The 21,280-nt window shown below is 61.6% G+C and carries 23 protein-coding genes; 7 read left to right on the forward strand and 16 right to left on the reverse strand.

Annotated elements, in window-relative coordinates; translation table 11 throughout:
• Window positions 1–1,601: oxalyl-CoA decarboxylase (gene oxc, locus P3T23_RS41905; RefSeq protein WP_429321935.1), on the reverse strand; the 1,601-nt coding region annotated here is incomplete at its 3' end.
• A gap of 341 nt (window positions 1,602–1,942) precedes the next feature.
• Window positions 1,943–2,662, reverse strand: a complete 720-nt coding sequence (locus P3T23_RS41910) for a GntR family transcriptional regulator (protein WP_429321936.1) — start codon at window positions 2,660–2,662, stop codon at window positions 1,943–1,945.
• A gap of 289 nt (window positions 2,663–2,951) precedes the next feature.
• Here P3T23_RS41910 and P3T23_RS41915 point away from each other — a divergent pair, with 289 nt between their 5' ends.
• Entirely contained in the window at window positions 2,952–3,341 is a 390-nt protein-coding gene (locus P3T23_RS41915; RefSeq protein WP_429321937.1) for a hypothetical protein, read from the forward strand.
• Window positions 3,342–3,487: 146 nt separating this feature from the next.
• On the opposite strand, the gene P3T23_RS41920 is transcribed toward P3T23_RS41915, so the two are convergent.
• Window positions 3,488–4,207, reverse strand: coding sequence for a GntR family transcriptional regulator (locus P3T23_RS41920; protein ID WP_429321938.1), 720 nt, complete (start codon window positions 4,205–4,207; stop codon window positions 3,488–3,490).
• A gap of 436 nt (window positions 4,208–4,643) precedes the next feature.
• Here P3T23_RS41920 and pqqA point away from each other — a divergent pair, with 436 nt between their 5' ends.
• Together pqqA and pqqD are read left to right on the forward strand one after the other, a co-directional pair.
• Entirely contained in the window at window positions 4,644–4,718 is a 75-nt protein-coding gene (gene pqqA / locus P3T23_RS41925; protein ID WP_133664020.1) for a pyrroloquinoline quinone precursor peptide PqqA, read from the forward strand.
• Between the two features lie 116 nt (window positions 4,719–4,834).
• Entirely contained in the window at window positions 4,835–5,116 is a 282-nt protein-coding gene (pqqD, locus tag P3T23_RS41930; protein ID WP_429321939.1) for a pyrroloquinoline quinone biosynthesis peptide chaperone PqqD, read from the forward strand.
• 126 nt (window positions 5,117–5,242) lie between these two features.
• On the opposite strand, the gene P3T23_RS41935 is transcribed toward pqqD, so the two are convergent.
• Both P3T23_RS41935 and P3T23_RS41940 read right to left on the reverse strand, forming a co-directional pair.
• The gene (locus tag P3T23_RS41935) at window positions 5,243–6,478 is read right to left on the reverse strand and encodes a c-type cytochrome (RefSeq protein ID WP_429321940.1); all 1,236 of its coding nucleotides are present in this window, start codon (window positions 6,476–6,478) and stop codon (window positions 5,243–5,245) included.
• Between the two features lie 79 nt (window positions 6,479–6,557).
• Window positions 6,558–8,285, reverse strand: a complete 1,728-nt coding sequence (locus P3T23_RS41940) for a methanol/ethanol family PQQ-dependent dehydrogenase (RefSeq protein WP_429321941.1) — start codon at window positions 8,283–8,285, stop codon at window positions 6,558–6,560.
• Between the two features lie 437 nt (window positions 8,286–8,722).
• Here P3T23_RS41940 and adh point away from each other — a divergent pair, with 437 nt between their 5' ends.
• Complete coding sequence (adh, locus tag P3T23_RS41945; RefSeq protein ID WP_429321942.1) at window positions 8,723–10,243, forward strand: aldehyde dehydrogenase; 1,521 nt, start codon at window positions 8,723–8,725, stop codon at window positions 10,241–10,243.
• A gap of 86 nt (window positions 10,244–10,329) precedes the next feature.
• Here the strand turns inward: adh and P3T23_RS41950 are convergent, their stop codons facing one another.
• From P3T23_RS41950 to P3T23_RS41975, 6 genes are all read right to left on the reverse strand, one after another.
• On the reverse strand, window positions 10,330–11,343 hold the full coding sequence (locus tag P3T23_RS41950) for a LacI family DNA-binding transcriptional regulator (protein WP_429321943.1): 1,014 nt from the start codon (window positions 11,341–11,343) through the stop codon (window positions 10,330–10,332).
• A 44-nt stretch (window positions 11,344–11,387) separates the two neighbouring features.
• Window positions 11,388–12,470: an ABC transporter ATP-binding protein gene (locus P3T23_RS41955; protein ID WP_429321944.1), complete on the reverse strand. Its 1,083-nt coding sequence runs from the start codon at window positions 12,468–12,470 to the stop codon at window positions 11,388–11,390.
• Between the two features lie 3 nt (window positions 12,471–12,473).
• Window positions 12,474–13,352, reverse strand: a complete 879-nt coding sequence (locus P3T23_RS41960; RefSeq protein ID WP_429321945.1) for a carbohydrate ABC transporter permease — start codon at window positions 13,350–13,352, stop codon at window positions 12,474–12,476.
• Window positions 13,352–14,248 (reverse strand): carbohydrate ABC transporter permease, encoded by an 897-nt coding sequence (locus P3T23_RS41965; protein WP_429321946.1) that lies wholly within the window; start codon window positions 14,246–14,248, stop codon window positions 13,352–13,354. Before P3T23_RS41965 ends, P3T23_RS41960 begins: the two co-directional genes overlap by 1 nt.
• An 8-nt stretch (window positions 14,249–14,256) precedes the next feature.
• Window positions 14,257–15,498: an ABC transporter substrate-binding protein gene (locus P3T23_RS41970; protein ID WP_429321947.1), complete on the reverse strand. Its 1,242-nt coding sequence runs from the start codon at window positions 15,496–15,498 to the stop codon at window positions 14,257–14,259.
• Between the two features lie 62 nt (window positions 15,499–15,560).
• Complete coding sequence (locus P3T23_RS41975; protein ID WP_429321948.1) at window positions 15,561–16,940, reverse strand: GH1 family beta-glucosidase; 1,380 nt, start codon at window positions 16,938–16,940, stop codon at window positions 15,561–15,563.
• Between the two features lie 205 nt (window positions 16,941–17,145).
• Here P3T23_RS41975 and P3T23_RS41980 point away from each other — a divergent pair, with 205 nt between their 5' ends.
• A complete protein-coding gene (locus P3T23_RS41980; protein WP_429321949.1) occupies window positions 17,146–17,499 on the forward strand; it encodes a hypothetical protein in 354 nt (117 codons plus the stop codon).
• A 51-nt stretch (window positions 17,500–17,550) separates the two neighbouring features.
• On the opposite strand, the gene P3T23_RS41985 is transcribed toward P3T23_RS41980, so the two are convergent.
• The 5 genes from P3T23_RS41985 to P3T23_RS42005 all read right to left on the reverse strand — a co-directional run bounded on the left by P3T23_RS41985 (window position 17,551) and on the right by P3T23_RS42005 (window position 20,339).
• Complete coding sequence (locus P3T23_RS41985) at window positions 17,551–17,967, reverse strand: type II toxin-antitoxin system HicB family antitoxin (protein WP_429321950.1); 417 nt, start codon at window positions 17,965–17,967, stop codon at window positions 17,551–17,553.
• A 59-nt stretch (window positions 17,968–18,026) separates the two neighbouring features.
• The gene (locus tag P3T23_RS41990) at window positions 18,027–18,428 is read right to left on the reverse strand and encodes a hypothetical protein (protein WP_429321951.1); all 402 of its coding nucleotides are present in this window, start codon (window positions 18,426–18,428) and stop codon (window positions 18,027–18,029) included.
• A 119-nt stretch (window positions 18,429–18,547) separates the two neighbouring features.
• Complete coding sequence (locus tag P3T23_RS41995; protein ID WP_429321970.1) at window positions 18,548–19,051, reverse strand: phasin family protein; 504 nt, start codon at window positions 19,049–19,051, stop codon at window positions 18,548–18,550.
• Window positions 19,052–19,065: 14 nt separating this feature from the next.
• Window positions 19,066–19,533: a zinc ribbon domain-containing protein gene (locus P3T23_RS42000; RefSeq protein ID WP_429321952.1), complete on the reverse strand. Its 468-nt coding sequence runs from the start codon at window positions 19,531–19,533 to the stop codon at window positions 19,066–19,068.
• Window positions 19,479–20,339, reverse strand: coding sequence for an RNA-guided endonuclease InsQ/TnpB family protein (locus P3T23_RS42005; protein WP_429321953.1), 861 nt, complete (start codon window positions 20,337–20,339; stop codon window positions 19,479–19,481). Before P3T23_RS42005 ends, P3T23_RS42000 begins: the two co-directional genes overlap by 55 nt.
• A gap of 40 nt (window positions 20,340–20,379) precedes the next feature.
• Here P3T23_RS42005 and tnpA point away from each other — a divergent pair, with 40 nt between their 5' ends.
• Both tnpA and P3T23_RS42015 read left to right on the forward strand, forming a co-directional pair.
• Entirely contained in the window at window positions 20,380–20,838 is a 459-nt protein-coding gene (gene tnpA / locus P3T23_RS42010; RefSeq protein ID WP_429321954.1) for an IS200/IS605 family transposase, read from the forward strand.
• 248 nt (window positions 20,839–21,086) lie between these two features.
• Window positions 21,087–21,227, forward strand: coding sequence for a hypothetical protein (locus tag P3T23_RS42015; protein WP_429321955.1), 141 nt, complete (start codon window positions 21,087–21,089; stop codon window positions 21,225–21,227).
• Window positions 21,228–21,280 lie beyond the last annotated feature (53 nt).

Raw genomic sequence — 21,280 nt, forward strand, 5'->3', positions numbered from 1 at the left:
TCGGGCGTCGTCGCGTGATGGCCGATGCCGCCGAAAGCCTCGATCATCCTGTCGTAGCGCGCACCCTTCACGAACACGGTAGGCGCGAGGTCCTTGCCGCCGGTCGGGTTCACATCGGTGCCGCGATAGACGCCGTTGTTGTTGAACACGATGGTGCACACCGGCAGGTCGTAGCGGCAGATCGTCTCCAGTTCCATGCCGCTGAAACCGAATGCGCTATCGCCTTCGATCGCCACCACCTGCTTGCCGCTCGTGACCGCCGCGCCAATCGCGAAGCCCATCCCGATGCCCATGATTCCCCACGTGCCGGAATCGAAACGCTTGCGCGGTTCATACATGTCGATGACGCTGCGGGCGTAATCCAGCGTGTTGGCGCCTTCGTTGACCACGTTGATATCCGGCCGCGTTTTCAGGACGTCGCGGATCGCGCGCAGTGCGCTGTGGAAATTCATCGGCGACGGGTTCCTGTCGAGCGTCGCCGCCATCTTCGCGAGGTTCTTGTCCTTGCGCTCCGCGATTGCGCCGGTCCATTCGGCCGACGGCTTGCCAAAGCTCGAATCGATGCCCGCTACCAGCGCGGACACGCAGGAACCGATATCACCGATGACCGGCGCCGCGATCGCGACATTGCTGTCGATTTCGGTGGGCGCGATGTCGATCTGGACGAACTGCTTCGGCGCGCCCCAGGTCTTGCCCTTGCCGTGCGAGAGCAGCCAGTTCAGGCGTGCGCCGATCAGCACCACGACATCGGCCTCCGCCAGCACGAATGAGCGCGCCGCCGAAGCCGATTGCGCATGGGTATCCGGCAACAGGCCCTTGGCCATTGACATCGGCAGATAGGGAATGCCGGTCTTTTCGACGAACGCGCGGATTTCCGCATCGGCCTGCGCGTAGGCCGCGCCCTTGCCGAGCAGGATCAGCGGACGCTTTGCACCCTTTAGCAGGTCGAGCGCACGTTTGACCGAATCGGGCGCCGGAATCTGGCGCGGCGCCGCGTCGACGACACGCACCAATGACTTCTGCCCTTTCGCCGCTTCCATCGTCTGAGCCAGCAGTTTCGCGGGCAGGTCCAGATAGACCCCGCCGGGACGGCCGGACACAGCCGCACGGATCGCGCGCGCCACGCCGATGCCGATGTCTTCGGCGTGCAGCACACGGTAAGCCGCTTTCGCGTAAGGCTTCGCCGCGTTCAGCTGATCCATTTCCTCGTAGTCGCCCTGCTGCAAATCGACGATCTCGCGTTCGCTCGATCCGCTGATCAGGATCATCGGGAAGCAGTTGGTGGTGGCGTTGGCCAGCGCCGTCAGGCCGTTGAGGAAGCCCGGTGCGGAGACCGTCAGGCAGATGCCTGGCTTCTTCGTCATATAGCCGGCGATCGCGGCTGCGTTGCCCGCATGCTGTTCGTGCCTGAAACCGATGAAGCGCATGCCTTCGGCCTGCGCGAGCCGGGCGAGATCGGTAATCGGGATGCCAACCAGTCCAAAAATCGTATTGATGTCGTTCAGCTTCAGGGCATCGATGACGAGATGAAACCCGTCAGTCGTTTCCGGCGTGTCCTGTGCGGCGGTGGCTTGCGGCATCGTCTCAATTACATCTGCCATGACGTCTCCTCCTCTTCGGGGCGTTGTGCGTTTCTCGTGATATACAATATTCCACACACAATATTAGTCAAGCGTATTTTTCAGGCAGCGGTGTGATGCTGCGCTGCGGAACGCCCACGAGACGTCGAATTTCAAGCGCGGGTCCCGGTTTGCGCTGTGCGACGCAACAATCCTGACTAAGGGAAAGTCCTGGGGCGGGTGGCGCGTGACGCCTCGCCTGGCCGGGCACGCGGGGGATGATCCGGCGCGGATATTCGGGCAGGCGCTCACCTCGCATCCGTGCGACGCGAATAGAGAGCGGGACAACCGCCCGACCGGTCACTGGCGTGCCGGCGCTGGCGTCAGTCGAGGAAGTCGCAGTGGGCTTCGACGTATAGCGCGAGTTCGACCGAGTGCTGGCGTACGAGTGTTTCGACCAGTTCGGTATCGCGCCGCTCGAGCGCTTCGATAATGCGCATGTGGTCGACGATCGAGCGCGAGGCCCGGTCGCTTTGCGCGATCGTCATCCGGCGGATCGCGCGCACATGCATGAAGATGTTCTTGATCGTATCCACGATGATCCGCGAGCCGGACAACTCGACTAGCGCCTGATGGAACGCGATGTTGGCGTCTGAGTATTCTTCGATGTGTTCGTTCGGCGCTGCCTCGCCGAAGTCGTCGAACATGCGTCGCAACGCTGCAATGTCCTCACTCGATGCGCGGAGCGTCGCAAGACGCGCAGCGACGCTTTCGAGCGCCGCCCACATGTAGATCATCTCGACGATCTCTTTCTTCGTCTTGCGCAGGATGTACACGCCACGCCGCGGCACAGTCCGCAGAAAGCCCTCCTGCTCGAGCAGCGTCATCGCTTCGCGCACTGGCGTGCGGCTCACGCCGAGCGCCTCGGTGAGTTCCTTTTCGTCGAGACGCACTTCCTCGCGCGAACGGTAGATGTCCGTTTCGGCGATGGCCTGCTTTAACTTCGCGTAAGCCTGGTCGCGCAATGATATCGAAGCATTGATCGGCGCCAGCGCCAGGGTGAGCGGCTCCGGACGGGTATTCGCTTGTGCGTCAGTTGGCATGATCACATCGTCTCCCCACTTGTCATCGTCGGACGGCGGGCCGTCTCATTCCGCCGCATTCGACGCATTGCGGCGGGCGGATGGCTGCGCCTCAGCACTCTTTGAATATTCCTTATGTTGTATATCACATATCATGCGATCTACAAGTCCGTTGTGTGTCCTGGAGGCGTTGCTGGAGACCGCCACCTACTCATAAGTTAGCGTTTATGATTTATGAAAAAATCTTTAACTATCATCTATCGTTTCGTCGGCCTACTCTGCCCATACGGTCATCGCAACGGAGAAGGACATGGACAACGTACACATCGATGGGCAACTTGCGGCTTACGAGCGCGCAATCGATGCGCAGATCTGCGCCTACAACACTGCATTCGCTGAACTGGGCTTACGGTTTCGCTGGGATGCTCAAACGTTGAACACCCTCGCGTCGATAGAAGGCGAGAAGGCGCGGATCAGCGCGTACATCGAATCGCATCAGTCGCATCTGCTCAACGCATATAGCGCCGAGTTCCTGAGCGAAGCGATCCTGGTGATAAAGACTGCGCATACCCCCGACGTGCTGCCGACGCGCCCCGGCGCAGCCGCCGAAGCGCCTGCTGCGCCGCGCGTCCACAGACAATTTGCACGCACGTCGTATCCGACCGACGAGCCGGGTCTGCCAGCACTCGCGGGCGCGTGACCTGAGCGATGCGGGCGGCACTTGCGGATTGTCGTGGAAGAAAGATTCGGCTGGCATCCGGCAGCGACATACGCGCTGCCGGATGGGTCCACACACGGCGCCCAGGGGGACGACCGGCGCAGACCTTCATCACGAGCGCGCGTCGGTCAGTCCAGAAAGTCGCAATTCGCGCTGATGAATTCGGCGAGATTCAACGAGTGCTCGCGTACCAGCCGTTCGGCAAGCTCCGTATCGCGTTTTTCGAGCGCTTCGACGATACGCATGTGGTCGACGATCGACCGCGACGCGCGATCGCTCTGCGAAATCGTCAGACGCCGGATTGCCCTTACGTGGATGAAGATGTTCTTGATCGTGTCGAGAATGATCTGCGACTTCGACAACTCGACAATCGCCTGGTGGAATGCAATGTTGGCATTCGAATATTCGGCGATGTGCTCAGCGGGCGTGGCTTCGCGAAAATCGTCGAACATGTGCCGCAAGCGCGCGATTTCCTCGTCCGTTGCGTTCTGCGTGGCAAGGCGTGCGGCCATGCTTTCGAGCGCGGCCCACATCTGGACCATCTCGACGATTTCGCGCTTGCTCTTGCGCACGATGTAGATGCCGCGACGCGGCACGGTGCGCAGAAAACCTTCCTGTTCCAGCAGTGTCATCGCCTCGCGAACCGGCGTGCGGCTCACACCGAGCGACTCGCTCAGCGCACGGTCGTCGAGGCGAATCTCTTCACGCGTCTGATAGATGTCCGCATCGGCGATGGCCTGGCGCAGCATCGCGTAAGCGCGGTCGCGCAGGCTCGCTCCTGCGTTGATCGGCTGGAGTGACAAGGCCAGCGGCGAAGCCGCGGTCCCCGCTTGAAGTTCTGACGACATGCACCGTCCTTTATATGTTCCGACGTCGTGTTGGCACCGCCGGCTTGCCTGCGCACTCGCGCCCGGCGAATGGCTCACGTTTTGTATTTAGTATATCAATGCGGCCGTGTCTCCCGAAGCCGTCGACCTCGATGAGCCTCGGGTGCGTCATGGCTGAGCGTTGAGCCGGGGAATCCCTCAACTTGCAGGGCTGTCTCACTACTGTTCAGTTTTTGGGCACCCCTGCGTCATTGCGCAACAACCCGCGATGGTTCTCCTCTGCTCGTCTCGGCATTTTCAGAGCAGCGCCATTTCCTCGCAGGAATCCGTTGCCCGATCGAATGGCTGCAAAGAGTTCTACCTTGCGTGCTTCGCCCTTCGGCACAGAGCTTGCGTTTAAACCGTCGGCCGCTCTTCACATGCGGTCCGTCATACGCACTTCACCAAGGAGACAGTCATGCAGTGGACCACCCCTACGTACACCGACCTTCGCTTCGGCTTTGAGATCACGATGTACATCGCGACACGCTGACGTAGTAGCGCGAACGTCGCCGCTTCGTGTGCTTTAAGCGGACGTAGCGGCGTCCTGACACTTCAGGCGCGATGCCCCTTGCCAATGTGCGGGTCTATCGACAAGGCGTACCCCGTATGAACTCGCCGAACACCGACAGCAACACGAGCCAACGCCCGCGTCTGCGAACCCTATTCCGACTGCACCGGGAATTCGCGCAGGATGGCTACGTGCTCCTCTATCCCCAGGGATCGATCAACCTCAATCCGAGCGCCGGCGAAATACTCGCGCGTTGCGACGGTACGCGTGAGCTCGATGACATCATCGATGAACTGGAAGATCTGTTCAGCGCCTCTGATCTAGCCGCCGACGTCTACCGTTTTCTCGATCACGCACGCCAGCGCGGCTGGCTGGAATGACAAACAAAGCGGCGCGTGTACCCTCCCGTAAAACCCGGAAAGGCAAACGCGCCTGACAGTCCAGCCTTGAATCGCCCCTGCGCGAAGTACCCGACCGCCGGCATCCGGCAGGTACCCCGCCTTTCGCTAGTGCGACGTACCCGCGTTGAGCGGCGTCGAAGACGCGCGGGCACTGTCTGCGGTCAGCTTCGAACTGCCGGCCTGATAGCCATTCGAGTACAACAGGAACGACATGATGTCCGCGTAGTCCTGCGGTTTCATCTTGCCGGGACGATCGGCCGGCATGTTGGAAGCCATATAGCCGAACACACCGCCGATCGTCAGATGCGCATTCGCTGCAGGTGCAAAAGCTGGCCCCTTCAGCGCCGGCGCATTGACCCCCTGAAGCTCCGCGCCATGGCATTTCGCGCACGATCCCGAATAGAGACTCTTGCCATGCGCGACCTGGGCACTGTCGAACGACGGCGCTCCGGCAGGCGAGCTCGCGTCGACCTTGATAAACCCGCCTTGCTGTCGGGCTCCCGCACTCGCCAGTTGCGCGCGCAACGCACTCACGCCGCCATGTGCCGGTCCGTCTCGGTAGGCAAATGAAGACTGCGACGGTTGGCCTGCCTGCGTTGAATCGGGCAGTGCCCATTTGCGCGTAAGTTCAGCCAGGCGGCCGTCGGCGGCCATTCTGTCCAGCGCGGTATCGATGCGTTGCCGTATCGACGCGCCGTTCGCGCCGAAGGCAAACACAAGATGCCAGTCCGCGTACGGCGATGTGGTGCTTGCCACGTCCAACTGTTGCTCTGGATGCTTTGCCGTATAAGCCACCACTGCTGGATACCAGACGATCGCACTCCGTGCATGCCCTTTGACGACCGCATCGACGGTGAGCTCCGGTGTGTTCTCGATATCGAGCGCGACGTCGCGCTGCTGCACGGCGATCAACTGCGCCGGGCTCGCATACGTGGCGGCGACCACATTAGCGGCTGCTTGCGCCGCAGAGGGATTCTTCTTCGTCACGCTTACGTAGCCTGAGCGCAGATAGCCCCGAGAGAACAACAACTTGCTGCCCGAGCCATCCGCGACCGTCGAGCGCGGAAATCCCGCGATCACGTCGCAACTGTGTCGCAGCGCCTCGTTGAGTTCCTTGACCGAGACGCCGTCGTCGTCGCTGCCGTCGAAGCCGCCCGCAGCAAGCGAAGCCGCAATGCCCGCCGTCTTGAAGGCTTCGCGTGCGACGGCCCGATCGAGCGCCGTCGACGGGCTGCCGGGAAAGGTGCAGACGCGCACGCCCGCGGTCGCTACGCCTGATGCGAACGGGACGCCCGCCATGGCGAGGCTGGCCCATGTAATGAATCTGAGTCGTGTTTTCATGACATTGCTTCCGATGTAAGCCCGGCTGCCACGGCCTGGCCGCTTGCGAGACCGCGGCGCCGTGGCCATGCCGCAAGGATCAGCCGTGGTTGAGCGCGAATACGTAGAGCGTGCCGCCGCGCGGCACCTTCTCCGCCGCCTTTGCCATCGGGCCGCCCCAGATGGGATTGGCGCCGCCGTAGCCCGCGAGAATCGCGACATACTCCTTGCCGTCGATTTCGAACACCGCCGGCTGCGCGACGACCCCGCTGGCCAGCTTCGGGCTTTGCCAGAGGACCTTGCCGGTGGCTTCATCGAAGGCATAGAGGTGGCCGTCGAGCGATCCGCTAAACGCCACGCCACCCGCAGTGGTCGCGACACCGCCGTTCCACGGCAGTTTGGACCAGTGACTCCAGACCTTCTGGCCGGTGTTCACGTCGATCGCCTGCAACTCGCCGTAGCCTTTGCTGCCAGGTTCAGGCTTGATCTCGAAGCCTTCGCCGAGATACGGCAAGCCCTCCATGAAATTCACCGCCTTGCCCGACAGCGACATGCACGCGTGCAGTGTCGGCACGATAGCGAGATGCTTCTCCGGATCGTACGAAAGCGACCACCAGTTCTTGCCGCCGAGGAAGCTCGGACACGTCTCGATCGTCGTGCCCGCTTTCGGATACTTCGAGTCGTCCTGGATCGGCGCGCCTTCGCTGGTATAGCCCGTCACCGACGAAGCCTTCACGAACGGTTTTGCATAGATCAGCTTGCCGTTGGTGCGATCGATCGCGTGGAAGAAGCCGTTGCGGTCTGCGTGAATGATCGCGTCGTAGTCCTTGTCCTTGTACTTGATGTTCGCAAGGACCGGTGTATTGACGCCGTCATAGTCCCAGCTGTCGTGTTTGGTGTACTGGTAGTGCCATTTGAGATCGCCCGTTTTCGGATCGAGCGCGAGCAGGGAATCGGAATAGAGGTTGTCGCCCGGACGCAGGTCCGCAAGCCACGGCCCCGGATTGCCCACGCCCCAGTACAGCGTCTTCGATGCGGGGTCGTACGTGCCCGTGAGCCAGGCCGGCGCGCCGCCATGTTCCTGCATGCCCTTAGGCCACGTGTCGCCGTATTTCTCGTTCGCTGCGGGCACCGTGAAGCGCTTCCAGAGCACATTGCCGTTGTCGGGATTCAGCGCGGCGATAAAGCCGCGCGCACCATACTCGCCGCCTGCGCTGCCCACCACCAGCGCGCCGTCGAGGGCGAGCGGCGCGAGCGAGAATGCATAGCCGATGCCCGGCTCGAACATCTGCTTCTTCCACACGACTGCGCCGGTCTGCCCATCCAGCGCCGCGACCTCACCGCTCAGCATCGCGACATAGACGTTCTTCCCATACAGCGCCACACCGCGATTGATCACATCGCAGCAGGCGGTCTTGAACGATTCCGGGCCGAGATTGGGCTCGTATTTCCACAACTGCTTGCCCGTCGTCGCATCGAATGCGTAGACGTTGTCCTTGGGTGTGGTCACGAACAGGAAGCGCCCGTTGACGATCGGCGTTGCTTCGAATCCCTGCTGCAGGTCGGCGGGAAATTTGTAGCTCCACACCTGCTTGAGATCCTTCACGTTGGACGTGTTGACTTCCTTGAGCGGCGAATGCGCCTGGCCGTTATAGGTGCGGTAGTACGTGAGCCAGCCGGGATCCGCCTGTGCAGAGCTCAGTCGCTCGTAGGTAACGGGCGGATAGGCGTCTGCAAATACGGCCGATCCGGGCGCCAGACCGGCCGCGACGGCGACGCTCATCGCAAGCGCCCTCTTTCGCGTCGTCGAAGCTGAATGTGCTTTCATGCTTGTCTCCCTGTTGAGTAGTTGACGCGATGCCGTGCGGCGCCCTCGTCTGGTCTTTCGCAGCATGGCTGCGCACCCATCAAGGCAAATCGCGTGCCATTGGCGTCGATACGGTTTCGAGGCGGCCGGCCGTCAAAGGAAGGGGCGACGCGAGCGTTATCCAGCGACCGTAGCCGCCGTCACGGTGTTGCACCGTGATACATCGCACGCCGTTTGTGTTGCTAAAGAAGACACCTGACACGTCGCTGCGCAGTCCTCCCGAACGCCATGTGACCCGATCCGCTCAGGACGGCCTTTGCGTCGTCGGCTCGTTATCGAATGGCATGGTTCTCGCTGAGTGTGGACTCACGATGAAGCGCATCCGGGCGGCTAGCCTGTTCCACGCAACGCGTTTGCGCCACATCGCATCCGTCACACAATTACTGGAGGAGTCAGGCATGAATCACGCAGACATGCAGTTTCTCAACGTCGAATTCCCGTACAAAAAGCAGTATGGCAATTTCATCGGCGGCGAATGGGTGGCGCCCGTCGGTGGCGAATACTTCGACAACATCTCGCCGATCACCGGCGAGCCGTTCACGTCGATCCCCCGTTCACGCGAAGCCGATATCGAACTCGCGCTCGACGCCGCGCATCGCGCGAAGGTCGCCTGGGGCAAGACCTCGACCACCGATCGCGCGAACATCCTGAACCGCATCGCCGATCGCATGGAAGCGAACCTGCAGCGTATCGCCGTCGCTGAAACCATCGACAACGGCAAGCCGCTGCGTGAAACGATGGCCGCCGACATCCCGCTCGCCATCGATCACTTCCGCTACTTCGCGGGCTGTGTGCGTGCGCAGGAAGGTTCGATCTCCGAGATCGATGGCGACACGGTGGCGTATCACTTCCATGAACCGCTTGGCGTGGTCGGCCAGATCATTCCGTGGAATTTCCCGATCCTGATGGCGGTATGGAAGCTCGCGCCCGCGCTGGCCGCCGGCAACTGCGTCGTGCTCAAGCCCGCCGAGCAGACTCCGGCGTCGATTCTCGTGCTGATGGAGTTGATCCACGACCTGCTGCCGCCGGGCGTCGTGAACATCGTCAACGGCTTTGGCCTGGAAGCCGGCAAGCCGCTCGCGTCGAACAAACGCATCGCCAAGATCGCCTTCACCGGTGAAACGACGACCGGCCGGCTGATCATGCAGTACGCGAGCCAGAACATCATTCCGGTGACGCTCGAACTCGGCGGCAAGAGCCCGAACATCTTCTTCGCCGATGTGATCGACCACGACGACAGCTACTTCGACAAGGCGCTCGAAGGCTTCGCGATGTTCGCGCTGAATCAGGGTGAAGTGTGCACGTGCCCGTCACGCGTGCTGATCGACGAAAAGATCTACGACCGCTTCATGGAACGCGCGCTCAAGCGTGTTGCTGCCATCACGCAGGGGCATCCGCTCGACACGAAGACGATGATCGGCGCGCAGGCTTCACAGGAGCAGCTCGAGAAGATCCTGTCGTATGTCGATCTTGGCCGGCAGGAAGGCGCGGAATGCCTGATCGGCGGGGAGCGCAACACGCTCGCCGGTGAGCTGAGCAAGGGCTACTACGTGAAGCCGACCGTGTTCCGTGGCCACAACAGGATGCGCATCTTCCAGGAAGAGATCTTCGGACCGGTCGTTTCCGTGACGACGTTCAGGACCGAGGAAGAAGCGCTGGAGATCGCCAACGACACGCTCTACGGTCTCGGTGCCGGCGTCTGGACCCGCGACGGCACGCGCGCCTATCGCTTCGGCCGGCAGATCCAGGCAGGGCGCGTGTGGACCAACTGCTATCACGCGTATCCGGCGCACGCGGCGTTTGGCGGCTACAAGCAGTCGGGCATCGGTCGCGAGAACCACAAGATGATGCTCGACCACTACCAGCAAACGAAGAACCTCCTCGTCAGCTACAGCGAGAAGCCGCTCGGCTTCTTCTGAACCTGCTGCGTCTGCAACTGCGCACGGCCAGCGTCAGCTGGCCCGTCCAGACGGCCCGTCATGGCAGCCGTGACGCACCACGCGCGTCAGACCTGCGGCGGCGCTGCGACCGATGCCCGCATCGTCACCGTCAGTGGAAAGTCGCGGAGGATGTCCCACGATGTGCCGTAGCACTGGTTCACCAGCCAGCGAACGGCGTTCTGCGTCAGTTCGGCGGTTGGAATATGCACCGAAGTCAGCGCGGGCGCGGTGTAGGCGGCGGAATAGTCGTCGTCGTAGCCGATCACGGACACGTCGTGCGGCACCGAAACACCCGCCTGCTGCAGACGCGACAGCGCGCTCACAGCCATGGTGTCGTTGGCGCAAAAGAGACCCGTGAAGCGTCGCTTCGAATCGAGCAGCGTCTGCGCGGCGGCGTAGCCACCCTCATGCGAGAAATCCGACTCGACGAGCGACACTGAAGCGCGATCGATGCCATGCCGCGCCAGCTCGGCGAAGAAGCCGTCGATCCGCGCAACGTTGTCCGACGCCGTAAACGGCCCCGAAATCACGGCGATATCGCGATGCCCGTGCTCCATCAGCGTGCGCGCGGCAAGCGCGCCGCCGCGCTGATGGTCCGCGCAAAACGACGCCTCCGGCAACTCGTCGAACGCGCGGTTCAGGAACGCGATCTTCGGATGCATCCGATGCAGCATTACCAGATCTTCGTCATGCAGATCGTGGCTGACCACCACCACCCCGTCGCAATCGCGCGCGATCAGAAAGCGCACCGCCTCGAGCGCCAGTTCGCGCGGCGACGACTCGCCGCAGCCGGTCGCGACCACCACGTGGCGGTTGACCTCGCGCAGTTCGGTATCGGTCTGCTTCAGGATCGTGCCGTAATACGAGCCGAAAAACGTCGGCACGAAGAGGCCGATCATGCCGAGCGACTGCGTCGCCATCGCGCGGCCGATCGACGACGGTCGGAAGTTCAGCTGCTCGATCGCTGCCTGCACACGCGCGGCGGCGTCGGCCGATACCGGGCCTTTGCCGGAGATTACCCGCGAGGCCGTCGACATACCAACGCCGGCCAGTGCCGCGACGTCTTTCAGGGTGGCCACGTATTCTCCGTTGATCCAGGTGCACTCAATGCGGTGCAATACCGCTAAAGACGCGCGCCGCCCGCCTCGTCGAACAGCGACACATGCTCGCCATCGAGTGAGAACGCTGCGACTTCGTCCACTGCGATCGACATCTTGTCCTGCACGATCGACGCGATCTGGGCGCCATGATAATCGACCCACATGACGCGATGGTTGCCCATCGGCTCGACCAGCGAAACCGTTCCCTGATACGCACAACCTGCGCCAACCTTCACGTCCTCCGGACGGATGCCCAGCACGCAGGCGGCATTCACGTCGGGCAGCGTCCTGAACGGATAGTGCGACACGTCGAGTTCGAAATGCGGATGGCGAAACCACACGCCGTCTTCGCGCCGCTCCAGGTGCCCCTTCAGCAGATTCATCGGCGGCGAGCCGAGAAACGTCGCAACGAACAGGTTCACCGGCTTCGCGTAGATCTGCGCGGGCGTGCCGATCTGCTGGATCACGCCGCCGCGCATCACGGCCATGCGGGTTGCGAGGGTCATCGCTTCGACCTGGTCGTGCGTCACATAGATCATCGTTGCGCCGAGTCGCCGGTGCAGATGTTTCAACTCGCGGCGCAGTTCGGTGCGCAGCTTCGCGTCGAGGTTCGACAGCGGCTCGTCGAACAGAAACACATCGGCCTCGCGCACGATCGCGCGGCCGATCGCCACCCGTTGACGCTGTCCGCCCGACAGTTGCGCCGGCCGGCGCTTCAACAGCGGTCCGAGTTGCAGCATGTCCGCCGCCCGCGTAACACGCCGTTCGATTTCCGCTTTCGGCGTGCCGTTGATCCGCAACGCGAACGACAGATTGCGCTCGACGTTCATCGTCGGATAGAGCGCATACGACTGGAACACGAGGGCAATGCGACGATCCTTCGGATCCGCCCACGTCATATCCTGCCCGCCGATTTCGATGGTGCCGTCGCTGACGTCGATCAGGCCGGCGATGCTATGCAGGAGCGTGGACTTGCCGCATCCGGAAGGACCGAGCAGCACGAGAAATTCGCCGGGCTCGACTTCGAGATCGAGCGCTTCGATGACGGCATTCGCACCCAGCTGGATCCTGAGATTGCGGATCGATACATTCGAAACGTTGGACATGCGTTAGCCCTTGACCGCGCCGGAAGCAATGCCGCGTACAAACCAACGGCCCGAGATGAAGTAGATCGCGAGCGGCACCATCGACGTGAGGATCGTCGCTGCCATATTCACGTTGTAGAGCCGCTCGCCGGTTGTCGTGTTGATGATGTTGTTCAGTTGCACCGTCATCGGCAGGTTCTTCGTGCCGGCGAACACCAGCCCGAGTATGAAGTCGTTCCAGATACCCGTCACCTGCATGATGACCGCGACAACGATGATCGGCACCGACATCGGCAGCATCAGTTGCAGAAAGATGCGCCAGAAGCCGCCGCCGTCGATGCGCGCCGCCTTGAACAGCTCGAGCGGAATCGACGCGTAATAGTTGCGGAACAGGAGCGTCATCACCGGCATGCCGAAGATCGTATGAATCACCACGATGCCCGGCAGCGAACTGAAGAGATGTACGCTGGCAAGCACGCGCACCAGCGGATACACCATCACCTGAACCGGAATGAACGCACCCACCAGCAGGATCGCGAAGAGCGCGCCCGCGCCGCGCGGACGCCAGAACGATAGCGCGTACCCATTGATCGCGCCGATCAGGATCGACAGGATCGTACTCGGTACGACGATACGCACCGAATTCCAGAAGCCGACCTGGATACCATTGCAATCGAGCCCTGTACAGGCAGACTGCCAGGCCGTGCTCCACGGTTCAAGCGTGAGGTGCACCGGCAGCGACAGCAGGTTACCCAGGCGGATTTCGGACATCGGCTTGACCGACGTCACGAGCATCACATAGAGCGGCAGCAGAAAAAACAGTGCGGCGGTAAGCAGAAACGCGTACACGCCGATACGTGCCGGTGTGAAGCGTCTTTTGCCAGGAGAGCGAGACGTGTTCATCAGACGTCCTTTCGCAACGCGGCGCGGCTGCGGACATAGAAGAACGGGGCAAGAATCGCGAGCACGGTGGCAAGCAGCACGATCGATGCAGCCGATGCCAGCCCGATATTCGCGCGTCCGAACAGATAGTCCATGATGAACTTCGCGGGCACTTCGCTGGCGGTGCCGGGACCACCCTGCGTCATGGCAACGACAGCGTCATAGAGCTTCACGACCATCACGAACAGCAGCACGAACGCGGTCGACAGCGACGGCCCCAGCATCGGCACGACGATACTCGCGTAGACCCGCCAGCGCGGAATGCCGTCGATGCGCGCGGCTTTCCAGATCTCGTCGTCGATACCGCGCAGGCCCGCCAGCAGGAGCGCCATCACGAGCCCCGACGCCTGCCAAACCGTGGCGACGACGATCGTATAGATCACCCAGTCCTGATCGACGATCCAGTCGAAGCGCGCATGCGCGAAGCCCATCTTGAGCAGCAGCGCCTGCACGCCGAGCTGCGGGTTCAGGATCCACTGCCACACAAGGCCCGTGGCGACGAACGACATGGCATACGGATACAGGAACACCGTGCGCAACGCGCCTTCCGCTACCACGCGCTGATCGATGAAGATCGCCAGCAACAAGCCGATCACCATGCACGCGACAATGAAGCACGCGCCATAGATCACGATGTTCTGCAGCGACAGCAGCCAGCGGTCGTTGTGGAACAGCCGCACGTACTGCAGCGCGCCCGCAAAGTCGCCGGAAGGAAACGTCCGCGAATTGCTGAGCGAGACCCGTGCGGTCCACAACATCGTGCCGAGATACGCGAAGACGACCGTCAACAGCATCGGCACCATCGCGACCCAGGCGGTCAGCGGAAACCGCCTGCGTCGCGATGGGAGCGCGCGCATCGCTACGCTCATCCTTTCAGCGCGCTGGCAAACGCCTTTTGCGCATCGTCGGCCGACTGGTCCTTGTTCCAGAAGTTGGTGATCACGTCCTGCAACGCACCTTGCACGTCCGGCGGAATCAGCATTTCCGGATTAGGCAACTGGCGCGACTTGTCCTTCATGATCGCAATGCCCTCTTTCGCGCAGATGTCGAGGCTCGACGTGTCAACATCAGGGCGGATCGGAATCGAGCCCTTCTTCGCGCTGAACGCGACCTGCGCTTCCGGCGACGTCATGACGGTTGCGAGCAGGTTCTGCGCCTTGATAGCGGTGGGATTGTCCGTTTTCGGGAACACGAAGACATCGCCCGCGACCATGTACGGCGAATGCGGACCGAAGCCCGGGAAGCAGCCGAAGTCCTTGCCCGCCTCCTGCTTCGCCGCGGAGAACTCGCCCTTCGCCCAGTCGCCCATGATCTGCACGCCCGCCTTGCCCGAAATCACGAGCGCCGTCGCATCGTTCCAGTTGCGGTTAGGTGAACCCGGATCGACGTAGTTGTGCAGACGCTTGAACGTGGTCAGCGCGTTCTTGAACGCGGGCGATTTCACGGCGTTCACATCGCGGTCCCGATACACCTTCATGTACAGATCCGTGCCGCCGACATAGGTAAGCACCGCGTCGAAGGTGATCTTCTCCTGCCACGCCTGACCGCCAAGCGCGAGCGGGATCAGGCCCGCCGCCTTGAGCTTGTCGAGGTCGCCGAGGAATTCATCGAAGGTCTTGGGCTCGCCCGCAATGCCCGCTTTCTGGAACGCTGGCTTCGAATAGAAAAACCAGTTCTGCATGTGAATGTCGACCGGCGCGGCGTAATAATGCCCATTCACCTTGATGCTGTTCAGGATCGATTCCGGAAAGATGCCGTTCCAGTTCTCCTTCGCGGCCACGGCATCGACGTTGTTCAGCAGACCCTGATCGATCAGGTCGTGAAACTGCTTCGATGTGTTGAACTGCGCGGCCGTCGGTGGATCGCCGCCGACGATGCGGTTGATCGCCGTCGAGCGCGCCTGGTCGGCGCCGGCCACCGCATTGTCGACCCATAGCCCGCCGGCCTTGTTGTAGGCGTCCGCAAACTGGCGGATCGCGGCAGACTCGCCGCCCGAGGTCCACCAGTGAATCACGTTGGCCTTCAGCGGCTCAGCCGCATGCGCGACGAGGCCGTTCATCACCAGCGCGGCGACCATGCCGGTCACGACCTTTCTTTTGCTGTTCATTCCGTCTCCTCCAGGCTTCGTGCCCGTGTTTGCAGACCGATACAGGTGAAAAACCAGTGAACTCAGGAGCGTGCGTTGCGCTCTGCCAGAAACTTTGCGATCAGTTCCGCGCTGTGCTTGAGGGTGCGCTTCTGTGTGTCGTAATCAATGTGCACGACGCCAAAGCGCCGCTCATAGCCAAACGCCCATTCGAAGTTATCCATCAGCGACCACACGAAATAGCCGCGGATATCGACCCCCGCCTTGATCGCCGCATCGACGGCGGCAAGGTGGCGCCTCAGGAACGAGATACGCTGCGGATCGTCGACGCGGCCGTCGATCACCTGGTCGTCCGACGCCATGCCGTTTTCGGTGATGTAGATCGGCGGCAAGCCGGCGTAGGTGCGATTAAACCCGATCAACAGGTCACGCAGACCATCGGGATACACCTCCCAGCCCATCTGGGTGCGCTCGACACCCGCCAGCGGCACTTCAACAAAGCCGTGCGCGCCGTCGCTTTTCACATTCGTACGGAAATAATAGTTGATGCCAAGGAAATCGAGCGGCTCGGCGATCTTCCGCATGTCGCCTTCCAGCACCAGCGGATCGGTGCCGGGCCACAGTTCGAAAAGATCCTCGGGATACGCGCCTTTGAAGAGCGGATCGAGAATCCACGCGTTGTGCTGAACCTCGAACAGATGCGCTGCACGTCGATCGGCCTCGCTATCCGAATTCGCCGTGCCGCGGCCGACGTTCGCGACGATGCCCTTCTTCGACGCGGGATCGTTCGCCCTCAACACCGGGATCGCGCTGCCGTGGGCGAGCAGCAGATGATGCATCGCCTGCGTCGCGAAACGCCCGTTCGCGAGGCCCGGCGCGTGATGGCCATTGCCATAGCCGAGATACGCCGAGCACCACGGCTCATTGAGCGTCGCCCATGCATCGACCTGGCCCGCCAGTTCGCGGCTCATCAGATCGGCATAGTCGCCGAAGCGGTACACGATGTCGCGATTGAGCCAGCCGCCGCGATCTTCGAGATGCTGCGGCAGATCCCAGTGATACAGCGTGACAAAGGTCTTGAGGCCCTTCTCCTTCAGGCGGCCAAGCAGACGCTTATAGAAGTCGAGACCCTTCTGGTTCGGCCGGCCTGCTGCGTCCATCACACGCGGCCAGGCAATCGACAGCCGGTAGCCGTCGACATTCAGTGCCGACAGCAGATCGAGGTCGGATTCCCAGCGATGGTAGTGGTCGCAGGCAACGGCGCCCGTGTCACCGGCCAGCACCTTGCCAGGGGTTGCAGAGAATGTGTCCCAGATCGACGGCAGGCGGCCGTCTTCATTGACGGCGCCTTCGATCTGGTAGGCCGCCGTCGCGGCGCCGAGCAGGAAATCCTTGCGCCAGAGCGCGGAGTCGGCCGGCGGCGAAAACGGGTCGACAGGCAAAGCGGATACGTCGTTAGCCACGAATTTTCCTCACGCGAAACCGTTGAATGAGCGCTGGGTGGAAGCGCTTCCACAAGACCAGCGAACGATACCAGTGGCCCATTCGTCGCAGCAATCAGGGTTTCTCTTGATAAGGGCTGCGACGGTCGGCGAACGCGCGGCTGCCTCGAGCCAACCTGTGGTGTCGAGCTAACCGACAGCGGATCGTGCCGCACCCGAGCGGGCGATGGATCAAAAACTGGTCAAACATAAAAAAACCGGCGCTTCGCCGGTCTTCCTGCTTTCGCCGCGTAGAGGCGAATCTGCGCTCTGCCTGAGAGGCGTAGACTTTTTTCGATTACGTACGGTCGCCCGCACCGAACCACTTCTTCGTGTTTTTCATCCAGTGCCGGGGCGTCCTGTACTGAATCCGCACGGCGGAAGCCGTCTTCCTTTCCGGCGCGTCCGGCATGCCGTCATCTGTTGCGTCCTGCGCAGCGTGCGCATCCTCGGCTGCCTTGGCGGTTTCGCGCATCTTCCTGTTCGCTGCTATTTCTTCCTCGTTTACCTGGTCATCGATCATGCTTTACTCCCTCTATGAAGCGAAACCGCTTCGCGATGCGACAGGGGCCGCGTTCGGCACCTGCCAGTTCTACTGCCTCTCCAGCTCATGAACAACAGCCAGAGTCATGAACGCTGCGCGCGTCATGCGGCGCTCGCGGGCCACAGCGTCGACTTCCTTCAAAAGGGCTTCTGGCACGCTCAACTTGATCCCCACAGCGCTCGACGTCATGCAGGTGAGGTCGATGTCCACGTACACCCACATGCCGTCGTCGCCGCGCTCTTCGAAAGCGCGCAGTTGCGCGTCGTCGGTAGGCGCGGGAATCAGTTCGTCGCTATGCGCATACATTCGCTCGACAGCCTGCTTCGCGTTGCGCTCCAGTTCTTCGAACGAACTGCCCCCAGCGCCGGCGCCGGGAAAATCAGGGAAAATCGCGCGAAAAGTCGTCGCGCCGTCGCGGCTGCTATCGCGACCGTTTTCGCGAACGACATACAGCGGGTATTGCATGATTGACTCCGTTCGAGCCGAAGACCTCCAACATGCGAGCCGCGTTCGACTCGCCGGGTTCACAGTGGGGGCGCCTCGACCTTGCCGTCGATGATGTCCTTGCCGTATTGCATCGCAAGGTTCAGCGCATCGACCGATCCAGTCGGATCTGCTGCTGCAAATTGCGTGGCGTAACGCCGCGGCTCGGCGCCCGTTGACGGAATCGAGTCGATTCGCACAACAGAAGAAAACCGTCTTGGACCTTTGGCGAACGGGTCGCCATGCGGCGGAAAGAGCTGGTGTGAATAGGCACGCAGTTCGTGCCCTTTGTATTCGATGATGGGAATGGCCATGATGACGCGCTCCTGGAAGCTGACCGTCATTGAAGGTATTCGGATGCCGATGCGAAACAGGGCGGCCACATGCATCGGACATCTTTGACAGTGCGCGTAAAAGCCCCGCAAAGCAAGCGGAATCGTCACTGCGACCGGTGGTTATCCAGTGTTCTTCCAGCCTCCCATCGGGGGGCTGGAACCTCGGGCGATCACCTGCACGATTCGCAGTTCTTTCTGCTAACAGCCGGATGGTGCGCGGCAGTCGCTCATGCTTCGACAGGGACCAGATTGCGCTCACCAAACGGTGCGCCATTCGCGTAGCGAAAGGACTCATGCATCACGCCGAGCGAGCGGTTAATTGCAGAAATGACGGGTTGCATCGCGCCAATCAGCGCGTTCGATCCGAACGGCTCACCGCCTCCGACGCTGCCTGCGACTTGTGCCCACATCGCATTGCCCTGCTCGTACAGCGTGTGGCCCGCCTGGATGGCCGCCCCCTGAAATTTCGCCTCGATTTCCTGGACGTGCTGCGCATACGCCGCGCCGCGATCGACAAACTGCTGCGAGAGACCTGCGCTTGCGGTGATCGCAGATGAGGTCAGCTGCCCCGACGATAGCGAATCTTGTACTTCGTTGAGCGTCGCTTTGACTGCTGCGAGATTGAGTTGCGTCAGCTTCTGCAGACGCTCGAATGCCGCGGACTGCAAACCGAAGATGACGGAAAAGCCGCGCTGACCGAATTCGGCCGATTGTTCAGCAACTGAAGTGATGAACTCTCCCGCCGCTAAGCGTCTTGCGACGCTGTAGCGGGGGTTTCGCGGGTCACAGACTTTGACTTGGCGCGTTGCCGCGCCAGCGGTTTCGGTCTCGCCGCCACGCCCGTTCCAGGCGTGTGCGCATCGATCAGGACGACCGACGCTGCGTTTTGGTCGCGTTGTGCCGTGTGTCCGCAGTGCGTGCACAGGTGCATGCGTTGCGCCAGCGTCTTGGGCGCGATTTTCCAGCACGCGGCGCAGCGCTGCGACGGCTTTAACTGGCGCGTGTTCGAGACGTGCAGTCGCGTACCAGCCTCTACCGCTTTGTACGCAAGCATGTTATGCGCCATGCTCAACCCGGCCGACAGAATCTCGCGATTCAGTCCGGCCTTTTGTTTGACCATACGACCGGGCTTTTCCTGCGTGCCCTGGGCCGAACGGCTCAGGTTCTGTGTGCGCAGTTCTTCCGTGGCGATGACGGCGCACGACGCGACCATGCGCGACGTCGCCTTATGGAGGAACTCACGCCGAAGATTGCCGATGCGTGCACCTTGGCGACCTGCTTTCCCAGCCGCTTATAGCGAACCGATCCGCGCTTCTTGCGCGCCTGCTGACGCTGTAGGTCCGCCATGCGCGGCATCTCATTGCGCACGAATCGCGGATTGGCGATCGTCTCGCCGTTGTCGAACGTCGCCCAGTCGTTGAGTCCGAAGTCGACGCCTCGATGAGCGTCGCCCGTACGTGCGCGGGCACATGCGTGTTCCGATACGCGCAGCGTGACCGACGCGAACCACTCGCCGTTCTTACGCGTGATCGTCAGATCGTTGGCCTTGGCGCCTTCGCCGAAACGATGCCGGCCCCGAGCGCGGATCGACATCGCGTCTTTGCCGCTGCCGATGCGAATCGTTGCGCCACGCGTGCCGTTTTGCGCCAGTTTCCAGCCGGCCGGATCTGGATAGCAGAAACCTGAAAACCGCCTGCTGGCCTTAAAGCGCGGAAACCCGGGTGTCTGCCCTGCCGTGACACGGCGAAAGAACGCCTGAAACGCGAGATCCAGTTTGCGCAACGTTTGCTGCAGCGCGTGCGAACCGAGCTCGACGAGCTCCGGGCGGGCCGCCTTGACCTCGGGAAGCACGTTTTGCTGCTCGTAATAGCTGATCGACTTGCCGTGCTTCTGGTATGCGCTGATCCGCTCCTCGAGCGCCGCGTTATACAGCTCACAGTGCAAGCGGACCCAACCCGTCAGACGATCGGCCTGAGTGGCGTTCGGATACAGCTTGAAGGTGACCTTGCGGCGTTCCATGACTGCTAGACTAGCACAACTGACCCGTTAAGGCGCAAAAGTGGAAAATACCAACAGATCGAGCTCTCATGCTGTTTACAACCTTAAGCTACATATCGTTTTCGTGACGAAATACCGGCGCAAGACGCTATCGCCCGACCTGCTCGAATACCTTGAGGCGGCATTTGGTGAAATCCTCGCCGCGTGGCGTTGCAAGCTGCTGGAATTTGGCGGCGAAGCGGATCACGTGCACCTGCTGATCGACATCCATCCAGCACTGGACATATCGGTTTTGATTAACAACCTGAAGACAGCGAGCGCCAGGCGCACCCGCAACCGGTTTGCGGATCACCTGGCGCCGTTCTACCGAAAGCCATTGTTTTGGAGCCGCGCATACTTTGTCGGGAGTGTCGGCGGAGCGACGCTGGAAACGGTACGGGCGTACGTAGACGCACAAGGCACTGAGGAGCATACCCGGAAGTCGGCCGCCAAAAAGACAAAAGCCAAACCGTTCGCTTGACCCCCTCCTGATCCGGTCGGCTTCGCCTGGGGGTTCGCAAGCGAACCGGCCGGACCAGGAAGGGGAATGCGCTCACAGATGTTCAAATGGCTTTTCGCAGACATCGACGACCCATCTGGAACGGACACCGCAGCGAATTCATCGACCTCCGTTTGCAAAAATGATGCGCGACAGCAAGGCCGAATCAGCGCACACTAGGGAGGTGCTCGAACCATCTGGCGAGCGTCCACAACAACGGGAGCAGGGTCATGGCAAAAGGTCAACTAAGAAGCAATCGCGAAGCGAAAAAACCCAAGCAGCCGAAGAAGGCAACGCCCGCTTCGGGTCCGCTGAGCGCGAATCCGATCAAGGTAGCACCGCGTCTGTCCGAAACGGAGAAGAAGCGCTAGGGCTCGCTGGGCCGCATAAAAAAACGGCATCCGGGCGGCTCGGTCCGCCCGGG

This window comes from Paraburkholderia sp. GAS448 (assembly GCF_050435685.1).
GTDB lineage: Bacteria > Pseudomonadota > Gammaproteobacteria > Burkholderiales > Burkholderiaceae > Paraburkholderia.

Excerpts from the sequence above, each read along its gene's own strand:
- P3T23_RS41910 (WP_429321936.1), bottom strand. The coding sequence starts at position 2,662 with ATGCCAACTGACGCACAAGCGAATACCCGTCCGGAGCCGCTCACCCTG.
- P3T23_RS41915 (WP_429321937.1), top strand. The coding sequence starts at position 2,952 with ATGGACAACGTACACATCGATGGGCAACTTGCGGCTTACGAGCGCGCA.
- P3T23_RS41920 (WP_429321938.1), bottom strand. The coding sequence starts at position 4,207 with ATGTCGTCAGAACTTCAAGCGGGGACCGCGGCTTCGCCGCTGGCCTTG.
- pqqD (WP_429321939.1), top strand. The coding sequence starts at position 4,835 with ATGAACTCGCCGAACACCGACAGCAACACGAGCCAACGCCCGCGTCTG.
- P3T23_RS41935 (WP_429321940.1), bottom strand. The coding sequence starts at position 6,478 with ATGAAAACACGACTCAGATTCATTACATGGGCCAGCCTCGCCATGGCG.
- P3T23_RS41940 (WP_429321941.1), bottom strand. The coding sequence starts at position 8,285 with ATGAAAGCACATTCAGCTTCGACGACGCGAAAGAGGGCGCTTGCGATG.
- adh (WP_429321942.1), top strand. The coding sequence starts at position 8,723 with ATGAATCACGCAGACATGCAGTTTCTCAACGTCGAATTCCCGTACAAA.
- P3T23_RS41955 (WP_429321944.1), bottom strand. The coding sequence starts at position 12,470 with ATGTCCAACGTTTCGAATGTATCGATCCGCAATCTCAGGATCCAGCTG.
- P3T23_RS41960 (WP_429321945.1), bottom strand. The coding sequence starts at position 13,352 with ATGAACACGTCTCGCTCTCCTGGCAAAAGACGCTTCACACCGGCACGT.
- P3T23_RS41965 (WP_429321946.1), bottom strand. The coding sequence starts at position 14,248 with ATGCGCGCGCTCCCATCGCGACGCAGGCGGTTTCCGCTGACCGCCTGG.
- P3T23_RS41970 (WP_429321947.1), bottom strand. The coding sequence starts at position 15,498 with ATGAACAGCAAAAGAAAGGTCGTGACCGGCATGGTCGCCGCGCTGGTG.
- P3T23_RS41980 (WP_429321949.1), top strand. The coding sequence starts at position 17,146 with ATGGATCAAAAACTGGTCAAACATAAAAAAACCGGCGCTTCGCCGGTC.
- P3T23_RS41985 (WP_429321950.1), bottom strand. The coding sequence starts at position 17,967 with ATGCAATACCCGCTGTATGTCGTTCGCGAAAACGGTCGCGATAGCAGC.
- P3T23_RS42000 (WP_429321952.1), bottom strand. The coding sequence starts at position 19,533 with ATGGTCGCGTCGTGCGCCGTCATCGCCACGGAAGAACTGCGCACACAG.
- P3T23_RS42005 (WP_429321953.1), bottom strand. The coding sequence starts at position 20,339 with ATGGAACGCCGCAAGGTCACCTTCAAGCTGTATCCGAACGCCACTCAG.
- P3T23_RS42015 (WP_429321955.1), top strand. The coding sequence starts at position 21,087 with ATGGCAAAAGGTCAACTAAGAAGCAATCGCGAAGCGAAAAAACCCAAG.